The organism is Telluria sp. RB2R28 (genome assembly GCF_059685835.1).
In genome coordinates this window covers 299,906-316,934 of sequence record NZ_JCASIK010000002.1, presented here as the reverse complement: position 1 = coordinate 316,934, position 17,029 = coordinate 299,906, and the positions used below count along the sequence as shown (strand labels likewise).

The following is a 17,029-nucleotide window of genomic DNA, read 5'->3' as shown; positions in this document are numbered from 1 at the left end:
CAATGTGAAACGGCGCCTCCATGTATCGCACCAACTTCATTGTCCGTGAACCGCTGCTCGATCCCCGGCAGCGCGTTCTCGGTTACGAGCTGTCGTGGCAACAGCACGACGGCCTCATCCCGACCGGTCCCGACCTCGAAGGTCTGGTCGGCTTTGTCGCCGAGCACGTCAACCATGTCGACCAGGGTTGGCTGCTGCGCGACAAGATCCTGTTCCTGGACGCCGTGCCGGCCATGCTGTCGACCGACGCGCTGCATGCGCTGCCGCCGGAACGTACCGTCCTCGCTTTCGATATCCGCCAGTTGACCGACGTCGACGTGCGCTCGGCCGTGCAGGCCGTGCGCGCCGGTGGCGTGGGTGTGGCCATCCGCGGCTGCGACCTCACGCTGCTGGGGCGCAATCTGGCGCCGTACGCCTCCTACGTCGAAGTGCGCTTCACCGGGGGCGACGTGGCCGATCAGGCCCGTACTTATGCCAGCGCCAAGCATTCGTCGCTGCGCATGGTGGGGCGGCCAGTGGGCACGTGGGCCGATTTCGATGCCTGCGCCGCGCTTGGCCTGGATGCCTTTGTCGGCAAGCTGCACCTGACCCCACGGCCCGGCAATCCCGTCAAGGGCATGAACCCGAGCCAGCAAATCATCCTGCAACTGATGCAGATGGTGCAGGCCAATGACGACGTGGGGCGCCTCGAAAGCGTCCTCAAACGCGATCCGGCGCTGACCTACAAGCTGCTGCGCTACATCAATACGGCCGGCTTTGGGGCAGGGCGCGAAGTCCAGTCGCTGCGCCAGGCCATCTCGCTGCTCGGCTACGCGCCGCTATACCGCTGGCTGGTACTGCTGCTGGCCACGGCCAGTGCCAGCGGCTATTCGCCGGTGCTGATGGAAACGGCCGTCGTGCGCGGCCGCCTGGCCGAACTGCTGGGGCAAAAAGCCCTGGGCCGGGGCGCCGGTGAACACCTGTTCGTGGCCGGCATGTTCTCGCTGCTCGACCGTCTGCTGGGCCTGTCCATGCAGGAAGTGCTCGATGCGATCCAGTTGCCCGACGAAGTCGTCAAGGCACTGACGAAGCGCGAAGGCAGTTACGGGCCGTATCTGGCGCTGGCTGAAGCGTGCGAGCTCAATTCGAATCTGGTGGCGTCGCTGGCGGCGACGTTGGGGCTGAGTCCGGCCGACGTCAATGAAGCGCATCTGTCGGCGCTGGCGTGGGCGCAGAGCGTGGGACTGGACGGGTAGGGAGCACCCGCCCGGCCGCCTGTGCATACGTGGCGGCGTCCGTTTGGCGGCTCTGCTAGCATGCCGGATGAAAAATATTCTTCTGGTCGACGATCTGGGCATCGATGTCATGCTGACGCGATTGGCCCTGCAAGAGTTTGCATTCGACCATCAGCTGGTCGTGGCAAGCGATGGCGCAGAAGCGTTCGAGATGATCCGCGAGCAGCGCTTCGATCTGCTGCTCCTGGACATCAAGATGCCGCAGGTCGATGGGTTCGAGCTGCTGGCGCGCCTGCGCGCCGAGTCCCTGGCCGGGATGCCCGTTATCGTCGTGTCGGGGTCTGGCCTCGCTTCTGACCGTGAGCGCGCCGAGGCGCTGGGTGTCGACGACTATGTGCAGAAAGCCGTCGATTACACCGGCTTCAAGCGGGAGTTGAAAGCAGCGCTGGTGCGTCAGGGCTGCCCGGCCGGCTGAGGCCCCTGGGGCGGCCCAAGCGATCAGATTTCCAGATTGTCGATCAGGCGTGTGTTGCCCAGCCTGGCTGCGGCAAGCACGACCAGCGGCTCGCCATTCGTCAGATCGGCAGCGTCCGGCGCCTGCAAGTCGCCGCGCTTGCGCACCGAGATATAGTCGGGCTTCCAGCCACGCTCGCCCAGCGCCGCCATTGCGCGCGCTTCGACTTGCGCGATATCGCGATCGCCGCCACGCACGCTGTCGGCCACTGCATTCAGGTTCTGGTACAGGGTCGGCGCTTCGGCCCGCTCGGTCTCGGACAGATACCCATTGCGCGACGACAGCGCCAGGCCATCTTCGGCGCGGTAGGTTTCGGCGCCGATGATCTGGGTTGGCATGGCGAACTGGCGCGCCATATTCCGTACGATCATCAGCTGCTGATAATCCTTCTTGCCGAACACGGCCACGCGCGGCTGCACGCACGAGAACAGCTTGGTGACGACCGTGCAGACACCTTCAAAGAAGCCGGGGCGGAATTCGCCTTCCAGCGTGCTGCCCAGGCCATCAGGCGGGCGCACACGGTACTCTTGCGGCTCCGGGTAAAGATCCTTCTCGGTCGGCGCGAAGAGCACGTAGACGCCTTCTTTTTCCAGCTTGGCCACGTCTTCATGGAATGTGCGCGGGTATTTGTCGAAGTCTTCGTTGGGGCCGAATTGCAGGCGGTTGACGAAGATCGAAGCGACGACCGGGTCGCCATGGCGGCGCGCCAGACGCATCAGCGACAGGTGGCCTTCGTGCAGATTGCCCATCGTTGGCACGAATGCCGTGCGCAGTTGGCCGCTGAGCTGGTCGCGCAGTTCGTCGATGGAAGAGATGATTTTCATGATGGATCGGGTCAGGAGAGGCCGGCGTTATGCCGGCGAATAGGCCAGTCGCACGTAGATCGGTGCAAACGGTTCGGCCTGGGTAATTTCAATCAAGGTTTCTTTGGCAAGTTCGAGCATCGCGACAAAGTGCACGACGACAATCGGCACCGTGTGCTGGCCCGCGAACAGGTCGCCGAATTCGACGAAGCGCTGCGACTGCAGCGTGCGCAGGATGGCTGACATGTGCTCGCGCACCGACAGCTCCTGACGGCCGATCCGGTGATGCTGGGTCAGCTTGGCGCGGCGCAGTACATCGAGCCAGGCGCGCTGCAGATCCCAGGGATCGACGTCGGGCAGCGGCTGGACCAGGCCCTGTTCCACGAACAGCTCGGGCCGGACAAAGTCGCGGCCTTCCTGCGGCACATTGCCCAACGCGACGGCGGCGGTCTTGATTTGCTCATAGTCCAGCAGACGACGCACCAGCTCGGCGCGCGGATCGCCCGCATCCTCGATCAAGTCGTCCTGGCGCTTGGGCAGCAGCATGCGCGATTTGATCTCGATCAGCATCGCCGCCATCAACAGGTATTCCGCAGCGAGCTCGAGATTGCTTTTGCGGATCTGCTCGACATAGACGAGGTATTGCAGGGTGACCTGCGCCATCGGAATATCGAGAATGTTGAAGTTTTGCCGGCGGATCAGGTAAAGCAGCAGATCGAGCGGTCCTTCAAATGCGTCAAGAAAGATCTCGAGCGCATCGGGCGGGATGTACAAGTCATTCGGCAAGCGCGTGAGCGGTTCGCCGTACAGGCGTGCCAGGGTGGCGTCGGCCGGCGCAGGATGCGGTGTGTCGTTGGCGGGCTGGACGGGCTGAGGATGCACCTCGTGCCCGTCAGCCGCCCCGTCGGGCATCATGCGCGCGTCCGTCCTCAGACCTTGTTCTGGTACGGATAGGCTCGCTGGCGCAGGCGCGACTCTTCAGTGCGTGCCTGTTCGTCGAGCGAGACGGGGGACTTGTCCCACAGCAGCGCGCGACCGGCCACCTGGCCGGCATCCATCTCTGGATGCTGTTTCTTCAGTTCCGAGATGAACTTGGTATGCTCGGATTCGTAGTTCACGTGTTTTTTCGAGAAGATCATGATTGGCTTCGTGGATGCAATGGAACAGCGGCTTGACGATAATGGCAGCGGGGCAGATTCCTGCGCCCCGCGCCAGTCGCGTCAAGTATGACGAGGTTGCGCTTACTTGTGCAGCGCGTTCAGCTGGCGCGCGATGATGTCGTGGTTCAGCCACACAACCGGGGCGATCTTTTCCGACGCGCCATGGAACATCAGCGGGCCGGCGCCTTCCAGCACCAGGCTCGACAGGTGATCGGTGATCAGTGCTTTCTTGTCCTTGTGCAGGGCCGTAATCGCTTCCGAGGTGCCGATCATCACATCGGCCAGGGCCGGCGTGTTGTCCATCGGCCAGGCCTCGAAATTGCGAAACTCGGCGCTGGTGGCGTCGTTGTTGTAGCCCTCGATGGTGTCCAGCAGTTGCTGCAGCGACGTGCCTTCGCCCAGCAAGTCTTCGCAGATGCGCCATTGCTCGTCGGCCCAGGCGCCGCCGCCTTCGCGCTTGAGCGCGACCAGCAGCGGGAACAGCGACAGTTCCACGCCGACAAAGATGTCTGATGAGTTCGTGCGGATTTCAGGGCAGTTGAACACGGTGGCAGTGATGCCGTTCTTCCACGCCGCTTCAGCCACCGACTCCAGGCGCATCTTGGCATAGCCCTGCGTGTAGTTGGTGTAGGTCTGCCAGTGGTACTCGCCGCCGATCAGGATCTCGGTGCCGTGGTAGCCATAGGCCGTGTAGCGCACTTCGCCGCCGCTTTGGGTCACGCGGTCGCGGATCGTGGCCGACGCGTCGATCAGGTACTTGAGCGTGTTGGCCGAGACTTCGTCGAAGTTCATCAAAATCAATTTGCCCAGATCGCTCTCAAGCAGGGCGCGCGAGGACATGAAGCGCTCGCCGCGGCCTTTGTAGATGCGATTGGCAATGGCCAGGAAGGCTTTGATCTTCGGGATGCCGCCCGCCATCGTGTGGGCGAAGAACACGTTCGCACCCTGTGGCACCAGCTTGTCGATCTCCTGCATGACCTGTGAGGCCGAGGTCGTGAAGCGGCGCACGCCGGCTTCGCGGCAACGCTCGATGTGTTCCCAGTCCAGCGTTTCTTCTTGCCAGGTTTTCAGCGTGATCCCGGACAGCATTTCGGTCGGGTTCTTTTCGCCCTCCGGCGCATCCATGTCGAAACCGGCCATCAGCGGCACATTGATGATGCGGCCGCCCAGTTTTTCTTCGGCTTCAGCCAGTTCAGCGGCGTCCAGCGGGCGCAGTGCGCCGGTTTCGTCGCGGCGGCCGACGGTGATGCCGACGATCGTCATGCCGGCAGCGCGCGCTTCGTCGATCAGGCCATTCACGTAGCCGCGGCCGAACAGTTCACCGAACAGGACGAACACGTCGCCTTTGCGGAACACGTTGGCGGTCGGAATATGGCGCAGGGGAGTCAAATCGGTCATGGTTCTTGGCTACCTATCAAAAGAGTTTGTAGGGCGTCTTGTCATAGTTTAAACATGGCATTGTACACCCGGTACTGGCGCCGGAATTGGCGTCCGGAGCCGTCCGGCGGCAGGCTGGCGGCCACGTCACCGTGGCGCGCCAGGTCAGCCGCCGGCGTGAAGCATCAGCGGATGCGCATGCCTGGCGTCGCACCCGGCATCGGGTCGAGCAGGTACAGGCCCGGATTGGTTTTCTCGTCAGCGCTTGATGCGCACAGCACCATGCCTTCGGACACGCCGAACTTCATCTTGCGTGGGGCCAGGTTGGCTACCAGCACCGTCAGCTTGCCGATCAGGTCTTCCGGCTGGTACGCCGATTTGATGCCCGAGAAGACATTGCGGTGACGGCCTTCGCCGACGTCGAGCGTCAGGCGCAGCAGCTTGGTCGACCCTTCGACGTGTTCGCAGTTGACGATTTTCGCCACGCGCAGGTCGATCTTGGCGAAGTCGTCGATCGTGATGGTCGGGGCCAGGGCTTCGATGTCGCTTTCGTCGTCGCCGGCGTTGGTCGCCGGTGCTGCCGCCGGGGCAGCAGCAACCGGTGCGGCGATCGCGGGTGCACTAGCGGCTGGGACCGGCTTGTCGAACAGGTTCTCGACCATCTTGGCATCAACGCGCTGCATCAGGTGCGTGTAAGTGCCGATGGTGCGGCCGAGCATCGATTCGTAGACGGCGGCGCCATGGGTGTCGGCCCAGCTCAGTTCCGCGTCGCCGAGGAATTCGGCGACGCGCGCGGCCACTTGCGGCAGCACAGGCTGCAGCATGACGGTCAGTTGACGGAACAGGATCAGTGCCGTCGTGCAGACGTCATGCAGTTCGGCCGTTTTGGTGTCGTCCTTGGCCAGGATCCATGGCTTGTGTTCGTCGACGTACTGGTTGATCACGTCGGCGATCTCCATGATTTGGCGCAGCGCGCGGCCGTATTCGCGCGCCTCGAAGCTGGCGGCAACCGATGCCTGGCGCTCGGCGCCGTCGTGCATCAGTGCCTTGCAGATCCAGTCGCGGCCCAGCGGCGAGACGCTGTCGGCCAGCTTGCCGTCGAAGCGCTTGGCAATGAAGCCGGCGCAGCGGCTGGCGATATTCACGTACTTGCCGATCAGGTCGCTGTTGACGCGGGCCACGAAGTCGTCGCCGTTGAAGTCCAGGTCTTCCACCCTGGCGTTGAGCTTGAAGGCCAGGTAGTAGCGCAGCCATTCCGGGTTCATGCCCAGTTCCAGGTAGCGCAGCGGCGAAATGCCGGTGCCGCGCGACTTGGACATTTTTTCATTGTTCACCGTCAGGTGGCCGTGGACGGCGACCTTCAGGTTGTCGATGATCGGGTGGCCCGAGAAATTGAGCATCGCAGGCCAGAACAGCAGGTGGAACGAAACAATATCTTTGCCGATGAAGTGCAGCTGCTCGGCGGCCGGGTCGTTCAGGAACGCCTCGACATCCAGGCCCTGCTTGTCGAAGTAGTTTTTCAGGCTGGCGAGGTAGCCGACCGGCGCGTCCAGCCACACATAGAAGAACTTGCCCGGTGCATCGGGAATCGGGATGCCGAAGTAGGGCGCGTCGCGCGAGATGTCCCAGTCGGCCAGCTTTTCACCGGCCTCGCCCAGCCATTCCGACACCTTGTTGACCATTTCCGGCTGCAGGCGGCCCGGGGTGTTGAGCCACTCCTTGAGGAAGGCGAAGCAGCGCGGGTCGGACAGCTTGAAGAAGTACTGCTCCGATGGCTTGAGCACGGGCGTGGAGCCGGTGAAGACCGAAAACGGGTTGATCAGTTCGGTTGGCTGGTAGGCGGCGCCGCAGACTTCGCAGTTGTCGCCGTACTGGTCCTTGGCGTGGCACACCGGGCACTCGCCCTTGATATTGCGGTCGGCCAGGAACATGCCCTTGACCGGATCGTAGAAGCGGTCGACTGTCTTGGTGACGATCAGGCCTGCATCGCGCAGCTTGCGGTAGATGCCTTGCGAGAGTTCGACGTTTTCGGGCGAATCGGTGGAATACCAGTTATCGAAGGCGATATGGAAGCCATCGAGGTATTGCGCGCGGCCGGCGGCGATCTTGGCCACGAATTCCTGCGGCGTGATGTTTTCTTTTTCAGCCGCGATCATGATCGGCGTGCCGTGCGTATCGTCGGCGCAGACGAAATGCACTTCGCGTTTCTGGCCGCCCTGCGCATTGCCTTCGCGCTGCATTCGCTGGAAGCGGACCCAGATGTCGGCCTGGATGTACTCCATCATGTGGCCGATATGGAAGGCAGCATTGGCGTAGGGCAGTGCGGTGGTGACGAACAGCTTGCGGGTCATGGTTGAAACGCTTCGGTTATATGAAAAGAAGCATTTTAACAGCGGATGGCCCTGTGCGCGCAGGGGGTATTCCCCGTGGTTTACGACCAACAGGCTGGCTGCCCTGCCGTTTTGCGCTACACTTCGCCCCAATATCAATCGGAGAACACCCGGAGAGCACCATGAGCATCACTGAAAGCGATATCAAGACGGCATTGGCAAGCGTGATCGACCCCAATACCACCAAGGATTTCATCACCACCAAGTCGATCAAGAACATCAATATCGACAATGGCCAGGTCACGTTCGAGCTGGAACTGGGCTACCCGGCCGCCAGCCAGGTCGAGATGCTGCGCCAGATGGCGGCCAGCGCCGTGCTGGCCCTGCCGGGCGTCGAAGGCGTGGCCATTCGCGCCTACAGCAAGATCGTGTCGCACACGGTCCAGCGCGGCATGAAGGTCATGCCGAACGTGAAGAACATCATCGCCGTTGCCTCGGGCAAGGGCGGCGTCGGCAAATCGACGACGGCCGTGAACCTGGCTTTGGCGCTGCACGCCGAAGGCGCCAGCGTCGGCATTCTGGACGCGGACATCTATGGTCCGTCGCAGCCTATGATGCTGGGTGTGAGCGGTCGCCCGCTGACCAATGACGGCAAGAGCATGGAGCCGCTGGAAAACCACGGCATCCAGGTGTCGTCGGTCGGCTTCATGATCGACCCGGATGAGCCAATGGTGTGGCGCGGCCCGATGGCCAGCGGCGCGCTGCAGCAGCTGCTCGAGCAGACCAACTGGCGCGACCTCGATTACCTGATCGTCGACATGCCGCCAGGCACGGGCGACATTCAGCTGACGCTGTCGCAGAAAGTGCCGGTCACGGGCGCCGTGATCGTCACCACGCCGCAGGACATCGCCTTGCTCGACGCGCGCAAGGGCCTCAAGATGTTCGAAAAAGTCGGGATCCCGATCCTGGGCGTGGTCGAAAACATGAGCACCCACACCTGCACCAACTGCGGCCACACCGAAGCGATCTTCGGTCACGGCGGCGGCGAGAAGATGTGCGCCGATTTCGGCATCGAGTTCCTCGGCGCGCTGCCGCTGACGATGTCGATCCGCGAGCAGGCCGATGCCGGTCGTCCGACCGTCGTCGCCGATCCGGATGGCGCCGTTGCTGCGGTCTACAAGCAGATCGCACGCAAGGTCGCGATCAAGATCGCCGACAAGGCCAAGGACATGAGCAGCAAGTTCCCGAGCATCGTCGTCAGGAACGACTGACCTTACGCCTGACCGGGCCTGGTGCCCGGACCCGTTTCACAAAGCCCCTGTGCAACGCTGTTGTGCAGGGGCTTTGTTCATTTTGCAGGCCGAGGTCGTATGGGCGGCGTTGGCGTTCTGCGTGCCTGCTCAGGACGCTGCCTGTGGCGCCATCACCGCGCTCATGTGTGCGCCAGGTCGTTGCGCTTGCATCCACCGATGGGTCCATCGCGCCGTGGCGTGCAGTTGAACAGGCTGGGCGAGGGGCCGTGGGATGCATGCTGGCCGGCCGGGCGTCGGGGTAGAATACGCCTTTTACCTGATTGCTTTCCGCCATGACCGTCCGCACCCGTTTTGCTCCCAGCCCGACCGGCTACCTCCACGTTGGCGGCGCGCGCACCGCGCTGTATTCGTGGGCCTACGCCCGCCACTTCGGCGGCACCTTCATCCTGCGCATCGAAGACACCGACCTCGAACGCTCGACGCCCGAAGCCGTGCAGGCCATCCTCGACGGCATGAAGTGGCTGGGCCTGGAGCACGACGAAGGTCCGTTCTACCAGATGCAGCGCATGGACCGCTACCGCGAAGTGGTCGCCGGCATGCTCGACGCCGGCACTGCGTATCTGTGCTACTGCTCTCCCGACGAAGTCGAGGCCATGCGCGAGCGCATGCGCGCAGCAGGCGAGAAGCCGCGCTACGACGGCACCTGGCGCCCGGAAGCCGGCAAGACCCTGCCGCCCGTGCCGGAAGGCGTCAAGCCGGTGGTGCGTTTCAAGAATCCGCTCGATGGCGACGTGACCTGGACGGACGTGGTGAAGGGCACGATCACGATCGGCAACAAGGAACTCGACGACCTGGTCATCGCGCGCCCGGACGGCACGCCGACCTATAACTTTTGCGTCGCGGTCGACGACTGGGACATGAAGATCACGCACGTGCTGCGCGGCGACGATCACGTCAACAACACGCCACGCCAGATCAACATCCTGCGCGCGCTCGGCGCCGAGCTGCCGCTGTACGGCCACCTGCCGATGATTCTCGGCACCGATGGCGCGAAGCTGTCCAAGCGCCATGGCGCCGTGAGCGTCATGGATTATCCGGAGCAGGGCTATCTGCCCGAAGCGATGCTCAATTATCTGGCGCGCCTGGGCTGGAGCCACGGCGACGACGAAGTGTTCTCGATGGCGCAGTTCACCGAGTGGTTCAACCTGGAGCACCTGACCGCATCGGCGGCCCAGTTCAATCCGGAAAAGCTGAACTGGCTGAATAACCACTACATCAAGGCGGCCGACAACGAGCGTTTGGCCGGACTGGCGCTGCCGAAGCTCGAACGCGACGGTGCGCGCTTCGATGGCGCGCCGGCGCTGCCAACCGTGCTGGGCCTGATGAAGGAACGCGCGAACACGATCAACGAGCTGGCCGATGCCGCCATGCTGTTCTACCGCGATCCGCAACCGGATGCCGAGCAACTGGCGCTGCACCTGACCGAAGCAGTGCGCGCTGCGCTGGCGCTGTTTGCCGAGCGCTGCGCCACGGTGGCGTGGGACAAGGCGTCGCTGGCAGCCATGATCAAGGAAGTACTGGCCGCCCACAGCCTCAAGATGCCGCAACTGGCCATGCCGCTGCGCCTGCTGCTGACAGGGCAGTTGCAGACCCCGGCCATCGATGTGGTGCTCGAGTTGTTCGGCCGCGACGTCGTCCTGGCGCGCGTGCAGAAGGGGCTGTAACAGCCCGCACTGGACACCCCGCTTCAACGTCTCAAAACGTTGTTTGCGAAATGCAAGGGTGTCCTATATAATGCTCGCACTTCAGCGCTGCGGGGGTATAGCTCAGCTGGGAGAGCGCTTGCATGGCATGCAAGAGGTCAGCGGTTCGATCCCGCTTACCTCCACCAACTCTGAAGTGTGGCAGTGGTTTTGCCTCAGTTGTAATGTGAAGCTGTGTAGCCAGCAGCAAAGTAGTAATGCAGTATCGGTTGTTCATGGTCCCCATCGTCTAGAGGCCTAGGACATCACCCTTTCACGGTGAGTACCGGGGTTCGAATCCCCGTGGGGACGCCAGCTTGCTGGTTAGAATAACAAGACACAGTATGCAAGCAGCATGCGCTACTGGTCGAAGCAGGTGCAGTGTAGTAAAATGTTGTTTCCCGTGGGGGTATAGCTCAGCTGGGAGAGCGCTTGCATGGCATGCAAGAGGTCAGCGGTTCGATCCCGCTTACCTCCACCACGTAAAAGAAAACGGCATTCGGTAGTACCGCAGTAGCAGTAAAGCAAGCCTAGTGAATAAGAGTTTCAGCAAGTCCAGGGTCCCCATCGTCTAGAGGCCTAGGACATCACCCTTTCACGGTGAGTACCGGGGTTCGAATCCCCGTGGGGACGCCAAGAATTTGGCAGATGTGCCGCGCCAGCGGCGGCGCATGGAAGTCAGTAGCATCATGTAGTTGTAGTGCGCTCGCTAGAGCAAAAACAGTTTTAGGTCCCCATCGTCTAGAGGCCTAGGACATCACCCTTTCACGGTGAGTACCGGGGTTCGAATCCCCGTGGGGACGCCAGTTTAAAACCGGGGTAGACCAACGCGCTTGCGCGGAGAGGTGCTCCGGTTTTTCTATTGTGACGACACATTTGTGTGCGCAATGGTTTGGTTGTAAAGTAGGATCGCAGGATCGTCATTGTGATGGTTTGCGAAGGTTGCGACAGTGTTGTGATGTTTTGCGTTGCAGTCAGCAGCATCGGGCAACACGCAGTCGGTAATATGCAGCACCAGTTTTAGGTCCCCATCGTCTAGAGGCCTAGGACATCACCCTTTCACGGTGAGTACCGGGGTTCGAATCCCCGTGGGGACGCCAGACAGAAAGCCGGAGCCGGCCACGACAGTGGGGCTCCGGTTTTTTTTCGTCTGCGGCAGTCTCGCGTGGCGCTTCGTACTTCACCAACCTGGCACCCGCAGCGTGCCGAACGGATACGGCAACGTCGGCCCTTGATTCGGCATGCCCTGCTGTTGCATACCCTGAGGCTGCATGTCCTGCGGCTGCATATTGGCCCCGGCGCTGAGCCATCCACCGTCATGTCCCGACATCGCATGCATGCCAACCGGCGCGCCAAACCCTGCTGTCGTGCTTTGCCACGGCATCGTCTGCTGTGCCGTGGGTAAGCCCAGCGCCACCAGCGCATCGGGCAAGCCATAGCCGATGTGGTTGGGATCACTCAGCGTGACAGGGCGGGCGCTCATCCGTAGCACCTGGAACAGCCGTTCCACCCGCTCTGGCGAGCGGGCCTGCACCATCGACCCGAATTCGGGCCTGTGTGCCAGCACGAGTGCAGCCAGGCCCGTCACATGCGGCGCCGCCATCGACGTCCCGTCCCACGCGGCGAAATTATTTGGCGGCACCGATGACACGACGGCCACACCGGGCGCGCACACATCGACCTGCGGCCCGAAGCAGCTGAAGCGCGCCGTGAAGTAGCCATACATGTCGATGTCGGCGCCAATGGTTTCGGCATGGTAGCTGTCGGACGGGAATTCGCCGATCTTGCCGATGGCCGCGACGGCCAGCACATGCGACGACGATGCGGGATATTGCACGGCGGCGGCCGAATTGCCGGCGGCGGCAATGCAGGCGACCCCGGCTTGTTTGGCGCGCACGATCTGGCGTTCGAGCGCTTCGGAGGGCGCCGATCCACCCAGGCTCATGTTGACGACGTCGATGCCCTGCTCGATGCAGTATTCGAGCGCATCGATCAGCTGGCTGACCTGACCGCCGGGGAACAGCTTGCAGACGTGGATTTCGGCCTCGGGCGCGAAGCCGCGGATGCCCCATGCCGGATCGGTGGCGGCAATCACGCCAGTGCAGTGGGAGCCATGGCCGAGCGTGTCGACATTCCAGGTGCTGCGGTCGGTGCGCTTGTTGATGACGTCGAAGCCTTCGTGAATCTCGTTCAGGTTGCCATGCGTGGTAGCGGCCCCGGAATCGATGACGGCGACCTTGATGCCACGCCCGCGATAATGCTGGGGCACCTGGTCGAGGCGCATGGCCCGCGCGCCCCAGCCCATCGCGTTTTGCTGCGGCAGGCCGCGCAGCGCCGGCCATTCGGCCAGGGGGCGCAGCATGACGACGTTGGCCTCTTGCAGGCTCAGGTCGGGATCGCGCTGGTAGAAGCTCCAGTAATCGGCACGCGGTTTCACATACAGGCCGCTGATCATGTGCGCATCGTCGCCATACAGACGCAGGCGCGCCACGCCGTCGGTGCCGGTGACGGCAGTGCTGGGCAACACGCCGCCGAACAGCGAGACCTCGACCTCGGGCAGCGGCGCACCGTCAGTGCCCACGACCGCCAGCAAGAGTTCGCACTGCGGTCCCTGGTAGGGCGTGAGTGAGCTGACCAGGTCGGGGCGGCGCAGCATGGGGTCGAGCAGTGCGAGGTGCTGGTCACGTTCGACAAGCAACTGCCCCTGGCCGCGCTGCAGCAGTTCGCCGGCTTTTTGATCGGTCATGCGCGCGACGACCACGCCGTCGGCGCCGTCGTGCATCGATGATGGGCCGAAGCCGGCCGTGGTCAGCCCGGCGCGCGGCGTGATCGTGTCGACTACGTCGATATCGGGCATGGCAGTGAGCGCCTGCTGCACTGCAGACAGGCCCAGCGGCGTCATCCAGCTGCTGGTGCCAAATGCGCCGAGCACGGCGCGCGGCGCCACCAGGTATTTTTTCTTGCGCTCGGTGACCGGGCGCCCGCGCAGGGGGGCGGGGCTGCTGCCGTTATCGGCGCGGGCGTCTGCTGCACCGTCATGCAACTCATTGGGCGTCTGCTGCGCATCGGCAGCGCCGCCTTTTGCTTGTTTGGCCATAGTGGGTCCTTTGCCCGGCGTCGCTCAGTCGGACAGCGAGAGCGGTTGGTCGGGTTCGATCGTTAACTGGTCCAGAGTCTGCTGCCGCAGCCGCTCGGCAGTGGGCGCGTCGGTTTCGACGACCGCCGTGTGCGGCGGGCCGGACGACGGACCGATCAGGTCGACGACCTGCACGCCGGGCTCGGCGCTCAGGGTCGCCAGGAACCGGACGAGTTCGTTGTCGTCGCTCGCAGCGCGCACGATGTAGCGGCCGGGAGAAGCAGGGGGTAGGGAAGCCGGCATGGCGGGGACTCCTCGGCGCCAGATCACTGCTGGCAAACTGCTGGCAATGACCTGGCTGTGTGTCATGGCGTGGTATGGGTCATGGTTTAATGCACGGTCTGCTGGCCGAATTGTCCAGACTGCCCGTATTGCGCCTGCTGACCGGTGAACTGCGCCGCGAGCGGCCCGCCAAACTGACTGCCGAACTGCTGCCCGTAAGGGTCAACGGATGCCGGTATGTAACGGCCAAGCTGCGCCGCCACGCCGCCGATCGCGGCGCCCAGCCCCTGATTGCCCAGTTGCTCGCCGATGAAGCTGCCGACCGGGCGTGCATACTGGGTGATCGCATTGCTGAGCCAACCCTGCGGCGCCAGTTGACCGCCTTGCTGCACGATCTGCTGTTGCAGCATGACGGCCTGTTGCTGGACTTGCTGCAGCAGTTGCTGCAATTGCTGCTGCTGGGCCTGCAACTGCTGCAGCTGGACCATAGGATGTTGCTGCTGCTGCTGCTGCTGCTGCGCTTGCGGCTCGGCGCCAAGCGGCAATAGCCGGGCGTAGCCGGAATAGTCGCTGATCATATTGCCGAGGTGGCGTTTGCCCGTCAGGTTGCCGACCAGGGCGCCGGCAGGCTTGCCGATCGTGCTGATCAGATTGCCGAAGAAGCCCTGTGGGCTCAACTGCCCTTGCTGTTGCAACTGCTGCATCTGTTGTTGCTGTTGCAGTTGCTGCAGTTGCTGCAGTTGCTGCAACTGTTGGAGCTGCTGCATCTGCTGGAGTTGCTGCAGCTGTTCCGGATCGACCTGCTGCTGCGCCCCCATGGCAGCGGAGGGATCGACCGAGAATGGCGACAGGTGACCGAGGAAGTTGCCGGCCACTTCGCCAATGCGCCCGCCCGCGCCGCTGTTGCCAAACCAGCCGCCGATGCCGCGACCAACGACGCCACCAAGCGCGCCGCCAAACATGCTCCCCAGGCCTTGTGGTGCAAACTGTGGTTGGCCAAATGGTTGTTGAAATTCGTTCATGGTGCTAGCCTCCGGTTAATCGGTCGCGCTGAGGCCGGCTTTACATCAAGTGCCTGCCACAAACGACCGTGTTCATATGATTCGCGCCCCGGCATGACCGGTGGTGCGAGGGAAGGGCAGGATGGCGGCCTTTCGAGGCTGCTTTTCCTGCAGGTAGGCGTTCGACCGGTGTCTGGCGGTGAAGTTTTGGTCTTGTGGCGATGTGGGCAACGTTAAAATCACGCCTTGCGGTAGCGCAGACGCGCGTCAGAAAGGCCCAACTTTCTTCGCAATGCGCACTGGGGATTGAGAAAAATCACCACGTAAAGTCAGGTAGAATGACGACCCCCGCTTCTGCGCGTCACGGCGCCGCCCGCATCCATGTCCCTGTCTTCCTCCGCGCCGTCGCTGGCGATTTTCTGCAAAGTCATCGATAACTATGGCGACATCGGCATCTGCTGGCGCCTGGCGCGCCAGCTGTGCCACGAGCATGCGCTGGCGGTCACGCTGTGGGTCGACGACCTGGTCAGCTTCCGGCGCATCTGCCCCGAGGTGGCGCCGGCAGCTGCGCAGCAAGCGATTCAAGGCGTCACAGTGCGCCACTGGCAGGATCAGCATGGCCAGTTCAATGCGCGCGATATTCCCGATGTCGTCATCGAGTTCTTCGGTTGCGAGCTGCCGCCGGACTATCAGCGGGCGATGGCCGCCCGCACACCGCGTCCGGTATGGCTGAACTACGAGGGCTTGACGGCCGAGGACTGGGTCGAGGGCTGCCACCGCCTGCCGTCGATGCATCCGCGCCTGCCCCTGACCAAGCATTTCTATTTCCCGGGCTTTAATGCACGCACCGGCGGGCTGCTGCACGAAGCTGGGCTGGACGCGCGCCGTCGTGCGTTCCAGCAGGATGGCGCTGCGGTCACCGATTTCCTGGCCCGGTTCGGCGTGAGCGCGGCCGAGGCAGCGCGGCGCAAGGTGTCGCTGTTCTGCTACCTTGACGCGCCAGTGGCCGCATTGTTCGACACCTGGCGGGGCGGCGCCACCCCCACGCTGTGCCTGGTGCCGGAAGGCGTCGCACCCGGTCAGGTCGGCGCCTTTCTGGGCGCCGCGCCAGTGGCGGGCGCGAGCGCGACCCAGGGCTCGCTGACCGTGCGCGTGCTGCCATTCCTGCCCCAGGCCGATTACGACCTGTTACTGTGGGCCTGCGACGTCAATTTCGTGCGTGGCGAAGATTCATGGGTGCGAGCGCAATGGGCTGCTCGCCCGTTCGTCTGGCACATTTATCCGCAGGACGAGAATCTGCACCACAAGAAGTTGCGCGCGTTCCTGGCGCTCTATGCGGAGCAGGCGCCGGCCCTGGCGGCGTACATGCTCGGCTGGAACGGTGCGCAGCCGATGGACGATCACCGTGCCGCCTGGAATGCCCTCGAAGCCACGTTGCCCGACATCGCGGCGCAGGCTGACGCCTGGCGCCAGACGGTACTCGCGCAGGGCGATCTGGTCACGCAGCTACTCGATTTCGTGCGCGATCTGCGGTTTGCCCAGGAAAACAGCGTATAATGCCCGGTTAGTTTCTAACGGATTCCGACGATCAAACGCAGGTCCGGGGCCTTTGGCCCACCAGCCGGCGATGATTTAATGCAACTATCTTTTTACGTAAAATATCTATGAAACCCGCAAAAGAAATTCGTGTTGGCAACATCATCATGGTTGATGAAAAGCCGTTCATCGTGCTGCGTTCCGACGTCAACGGCTCGAGCCGCACGGGCTTCACCTACAAGTGGAAGATGAAGAATCTTCTGACCAATGCACCGCTGGAAAACGTGTTCCGTGGCGATGACAAGTTCGACGTCGTCGTGCTGGACAAGAAGCCAGTGACCTACTCGTACTTCGCCGATCCGCTGTATGTCTTCATGGACGCCGACTACGAACAGTTCGAAATCGAAGAAGAGAACCTGGGCGACGCGCTGCACTACCTCAAAGACGGTATGGAATGCGAAGCCGTGTTCTATGACGGCAAGGCCATCTCGGTCGAACTGCCAACCACGATCGCACGCCAGATCGTGTACTCGGAGCCAGCAGTCAAGGGCAACACGTCGGGCAACGTCCTGAAAGAAGCCAAGATCGAAAACGCCATCGAAGGCAAGCAGCACACCGTGATGGTGCCGTTGTTCGTCAGCGGCGACGACATGATTGAAATCGACACCCGTACCAACGAGTACAAGAAAGTCGTGCGTAACTAAGCACGGGTTTCTCCATAAAAAAAACGCTGCCTCGGCA

At 62.8% G+C, this 17,029-nt stretch carries 14 protein-coding genes and 6 tRNA genes; 12 read left to right on the top strand and 8 right to left on the bottom strand.

The genetic code is table 11. The annotated features are described in order from the left end of the window. Window positions 1-20: 20 nt before the first annotated feature. Both AC56LV_RS08980 and AC56LV_RS08975 read left to right on the top strand, forming a co-directional pair. Window positions 21-1,235 carry an EAL and HDOD domain-containing protein gene (locus AC56LV_RS08980; protein ID WP_499557008.1) on the top strand — a complete coding sequence of 405 codons (1,215 nt, stop codon included), beginning with the start codon at window positions 21-23 and terminating at the stop codon, window positions 1,233-1,235. 67 nt (window positions 1,236-1,302) lie between these two features. Next, the gene (locus tag AC56LV_RS08975) at window positions 1,303-1,689 is read left to right on the top strand and encodes a response regulator (protein WP_499557007.1); all 387 of its coding nucleotides are present in this window, start codon (window positions 1,303-1,305) and stop codon (window positions 1,687-1,689) included. A 23-nt stretch (window positions 1,690-1,712) separates the two neighbouring features. On the opposite strand, the gene panC is transcribed toward AC56LV_RS08975, so the two are convergent. The 5 genes from panC to metG form a co-directional block, all read right to left on the bottom strand. Then, complete coding sequence (panC, locus tag AC56LV_RS08970; RefSeq protein ID WP_499557006.1) at window positions 1,713-2,552, bottom strand: pantoate--beta-alanine ligase; 840 nt, start codon at window positions 2,550-2,552, stop codon at window positions 1,713-1,715. A gap of 27 nt (window positions 2,553-2,579) precedes the next feature. Further along, window positions 2,580-3,446 (bottom strand): segregation and condensation protein A, encoded by an 867-nt coding sequence (locus AC56LV_RS08965; RefSeq protein ID WP_499557005.1) that lies wholly within the window; start codon window positions 3,444-3,446, stop codon window positions 2,580-2,582. 14 nt (window positions 3,447-3,460) lie between these two features. Further along, a complete protein-coding gene (locus tag AC56LV_RS08960) occupies window positions 3,461-3,670 on the bottom strand; it encodes a DUF3460 family protein (protein ID WP_499557004.1) in 210 nt (69 codons plus the stop codon). A 102-nt stretch (window positions 3,671-3,772) separates the two neighbouring features. Then, a complete protein-coding gene (locus AC56LV_RS08955) occupies window positions 3,773-5,089 on the bottom strand; it encodes an enoyl ACP reductase FabMG family protein (protein ID WP_499557003.1) in 1,317 nt (438 codons plus the stop codon). A gap of 164 nt (window positions 5,090-5,253) precedes the next feature. Next, window positions 5,254-7,419 (bottom strand): methionine--tRNA ligase, encoded by a 2,166-nt coding sequence (gene metG, locus AC56LV_RS08950; protein ID WP_499557002.1) that lies wholly within the window; start codon window positions 7,417-7,419, stop codon window positions 5,254-5,256. A 161-nt stretch (window positions 7,420-7,580) separates the two neighbouring features. Between metG and apbC the strand changes: the two genes are divergently transcribed. From apbC to AC56LV_RS08910, 8 genes are all read left to right on the top strand, one after another. After that, complete coding sequence (apbC, locus tag AC56LV_RS08945; RefSeq protein WP_183558121.1) at window positions 7,581-8,669, top strand: iron-sulfur cluster carrier protein ApbC; 1,089 nt, start codon at window positions 7,581-7,583, stop codon at window positions 8,667-8,669. Window positions 8,670-8,983: 314 nt separating this feature from the next. After that, window positions 8,984-10,375: a glutamate--tRNA ligase gene (gene gltX / locus AC56LV_RS08940; protein ID WP_499557001.1), complete on the top strand. Its 1,392-nt coding sequence runs from the start codon at window positions 8,984-8,986 to the stop codon at window positions 10,373-10,375. 91 nt (window positions 10,376-10,466) lie between these two features. Further along, window positions 10,467-10,542 (top strand) — tRNA-Ala (locus AC56LV_RS08935). A 90-nt stretch (window positions 10,543-10,632) separates the two neighbouring features. Continuing rightward, window positions 10,633-10,708, top strand: a tRNA-Glu gene (locus tag AC56LV_RS08930). 90 nt (window positions 10,709-10,798) lie between these two features. Beyond that, window positions 10,799-10,874: transfer RNA gene (locus AC56LV_RS08925), tRNA-Ala, on the top strand. Between the two features lie 79 nt (window positions 10,875-10,953). Further along, window positions 10,954-11,029: transfer RNA gene (locus AC56LV_RS08920), tRNA-Glu, on the top strand. A gap of 94 nt (window positions 11,030-11,123) precedes the next feature. Further along, window positions 11,124-11,199, top strand: a tRNA-Glu gene (locus AC56LV_RS08915). 218 nt (window positions 11,200-11,417) lie between these two features. Further along, a tRNA-Glu gene (locus AC56LV_RS08910) sits at window positions 11,418-11,493 on the top strand. An 80-nt stretch (window positions 11,494-11,573) separates the two neighbouring features. Here AC56LV_RS08910 and AC56LV_RS08905 read toward each other — a convergent pair. The 3 genes from AC56LV_RS08905 to AC56LV_RS08895 form a co-directional block, all read right to left on the bottom strand. Next, window positions 11,574-13,490, bottom strand: a complete 1,917-nt coding sequence (locus AC56LV_RS08905) for a S8 family serine peptidase (RefSeq protein ID WP_499557000.1) — start codon at window positions 13,488-13,490, stop codon at window positions 11,574-11,576. Window positions 13,491-13,514: 24 nt separating this feature from the next. Further along, window positions 13,515-13,772 carry a hypothetical protein gene (locus AC56LV_RS08900; RefSeq protein ID WP_183558132.1) on the bottom strand — a complete coding sequence of 86 codons (258 nt, stop codon included), beginning with the start codon at window positions 13,770-13,772 and terminating at the stop codon, window positions 13,515-13,517. Window positions 13,773-13,858: 86 nt separating this feature from the next. Then, window positions 13,859-14,773 (bottom strand): hypothetical protein, encoded by a 915-nt coding sequence (locus AC56LV_RS08895; protein ID WP_499556999.1) that lies wholly within the window; start codon window positions 14,771-14,773, stop codon window positions 13,859-13,861. Window positions 14,774-15,133: 360 nt separating this feature from the next. Between AC56LV_RS08895 and earP the strand changes: the two genes are divergently transcribed. Further along, window positions 15,134-16,309 (top strand): elongation factor P maturation arginine rhamnosyltransferase EarP, encoded by a 1,176-nt coding sequence (gene earP, locus AC56LV_RS08890; RefSeq protein WP_499556998.1) that lies wholly within the window; start codon window positions 15,134-15,136, stop codon window positions 16,307-16,309. Window positions 16,310-16,416: 107 nt separating this feature from the next. After that, window positions 16,417-16,992 (top strand): elongation factor P, encoded by a 576-nt coding sequence (locus tag AC56LV_RS08885; RefSeq protein ID WP_183558142.1) that lies wholly within the window; start codon window positions 16,417-16,419, stop codon window positions 16,990-16,992. The last annotated feature ends 37 nt before the right edge of the window (window positions 16,993-17,029 follow it).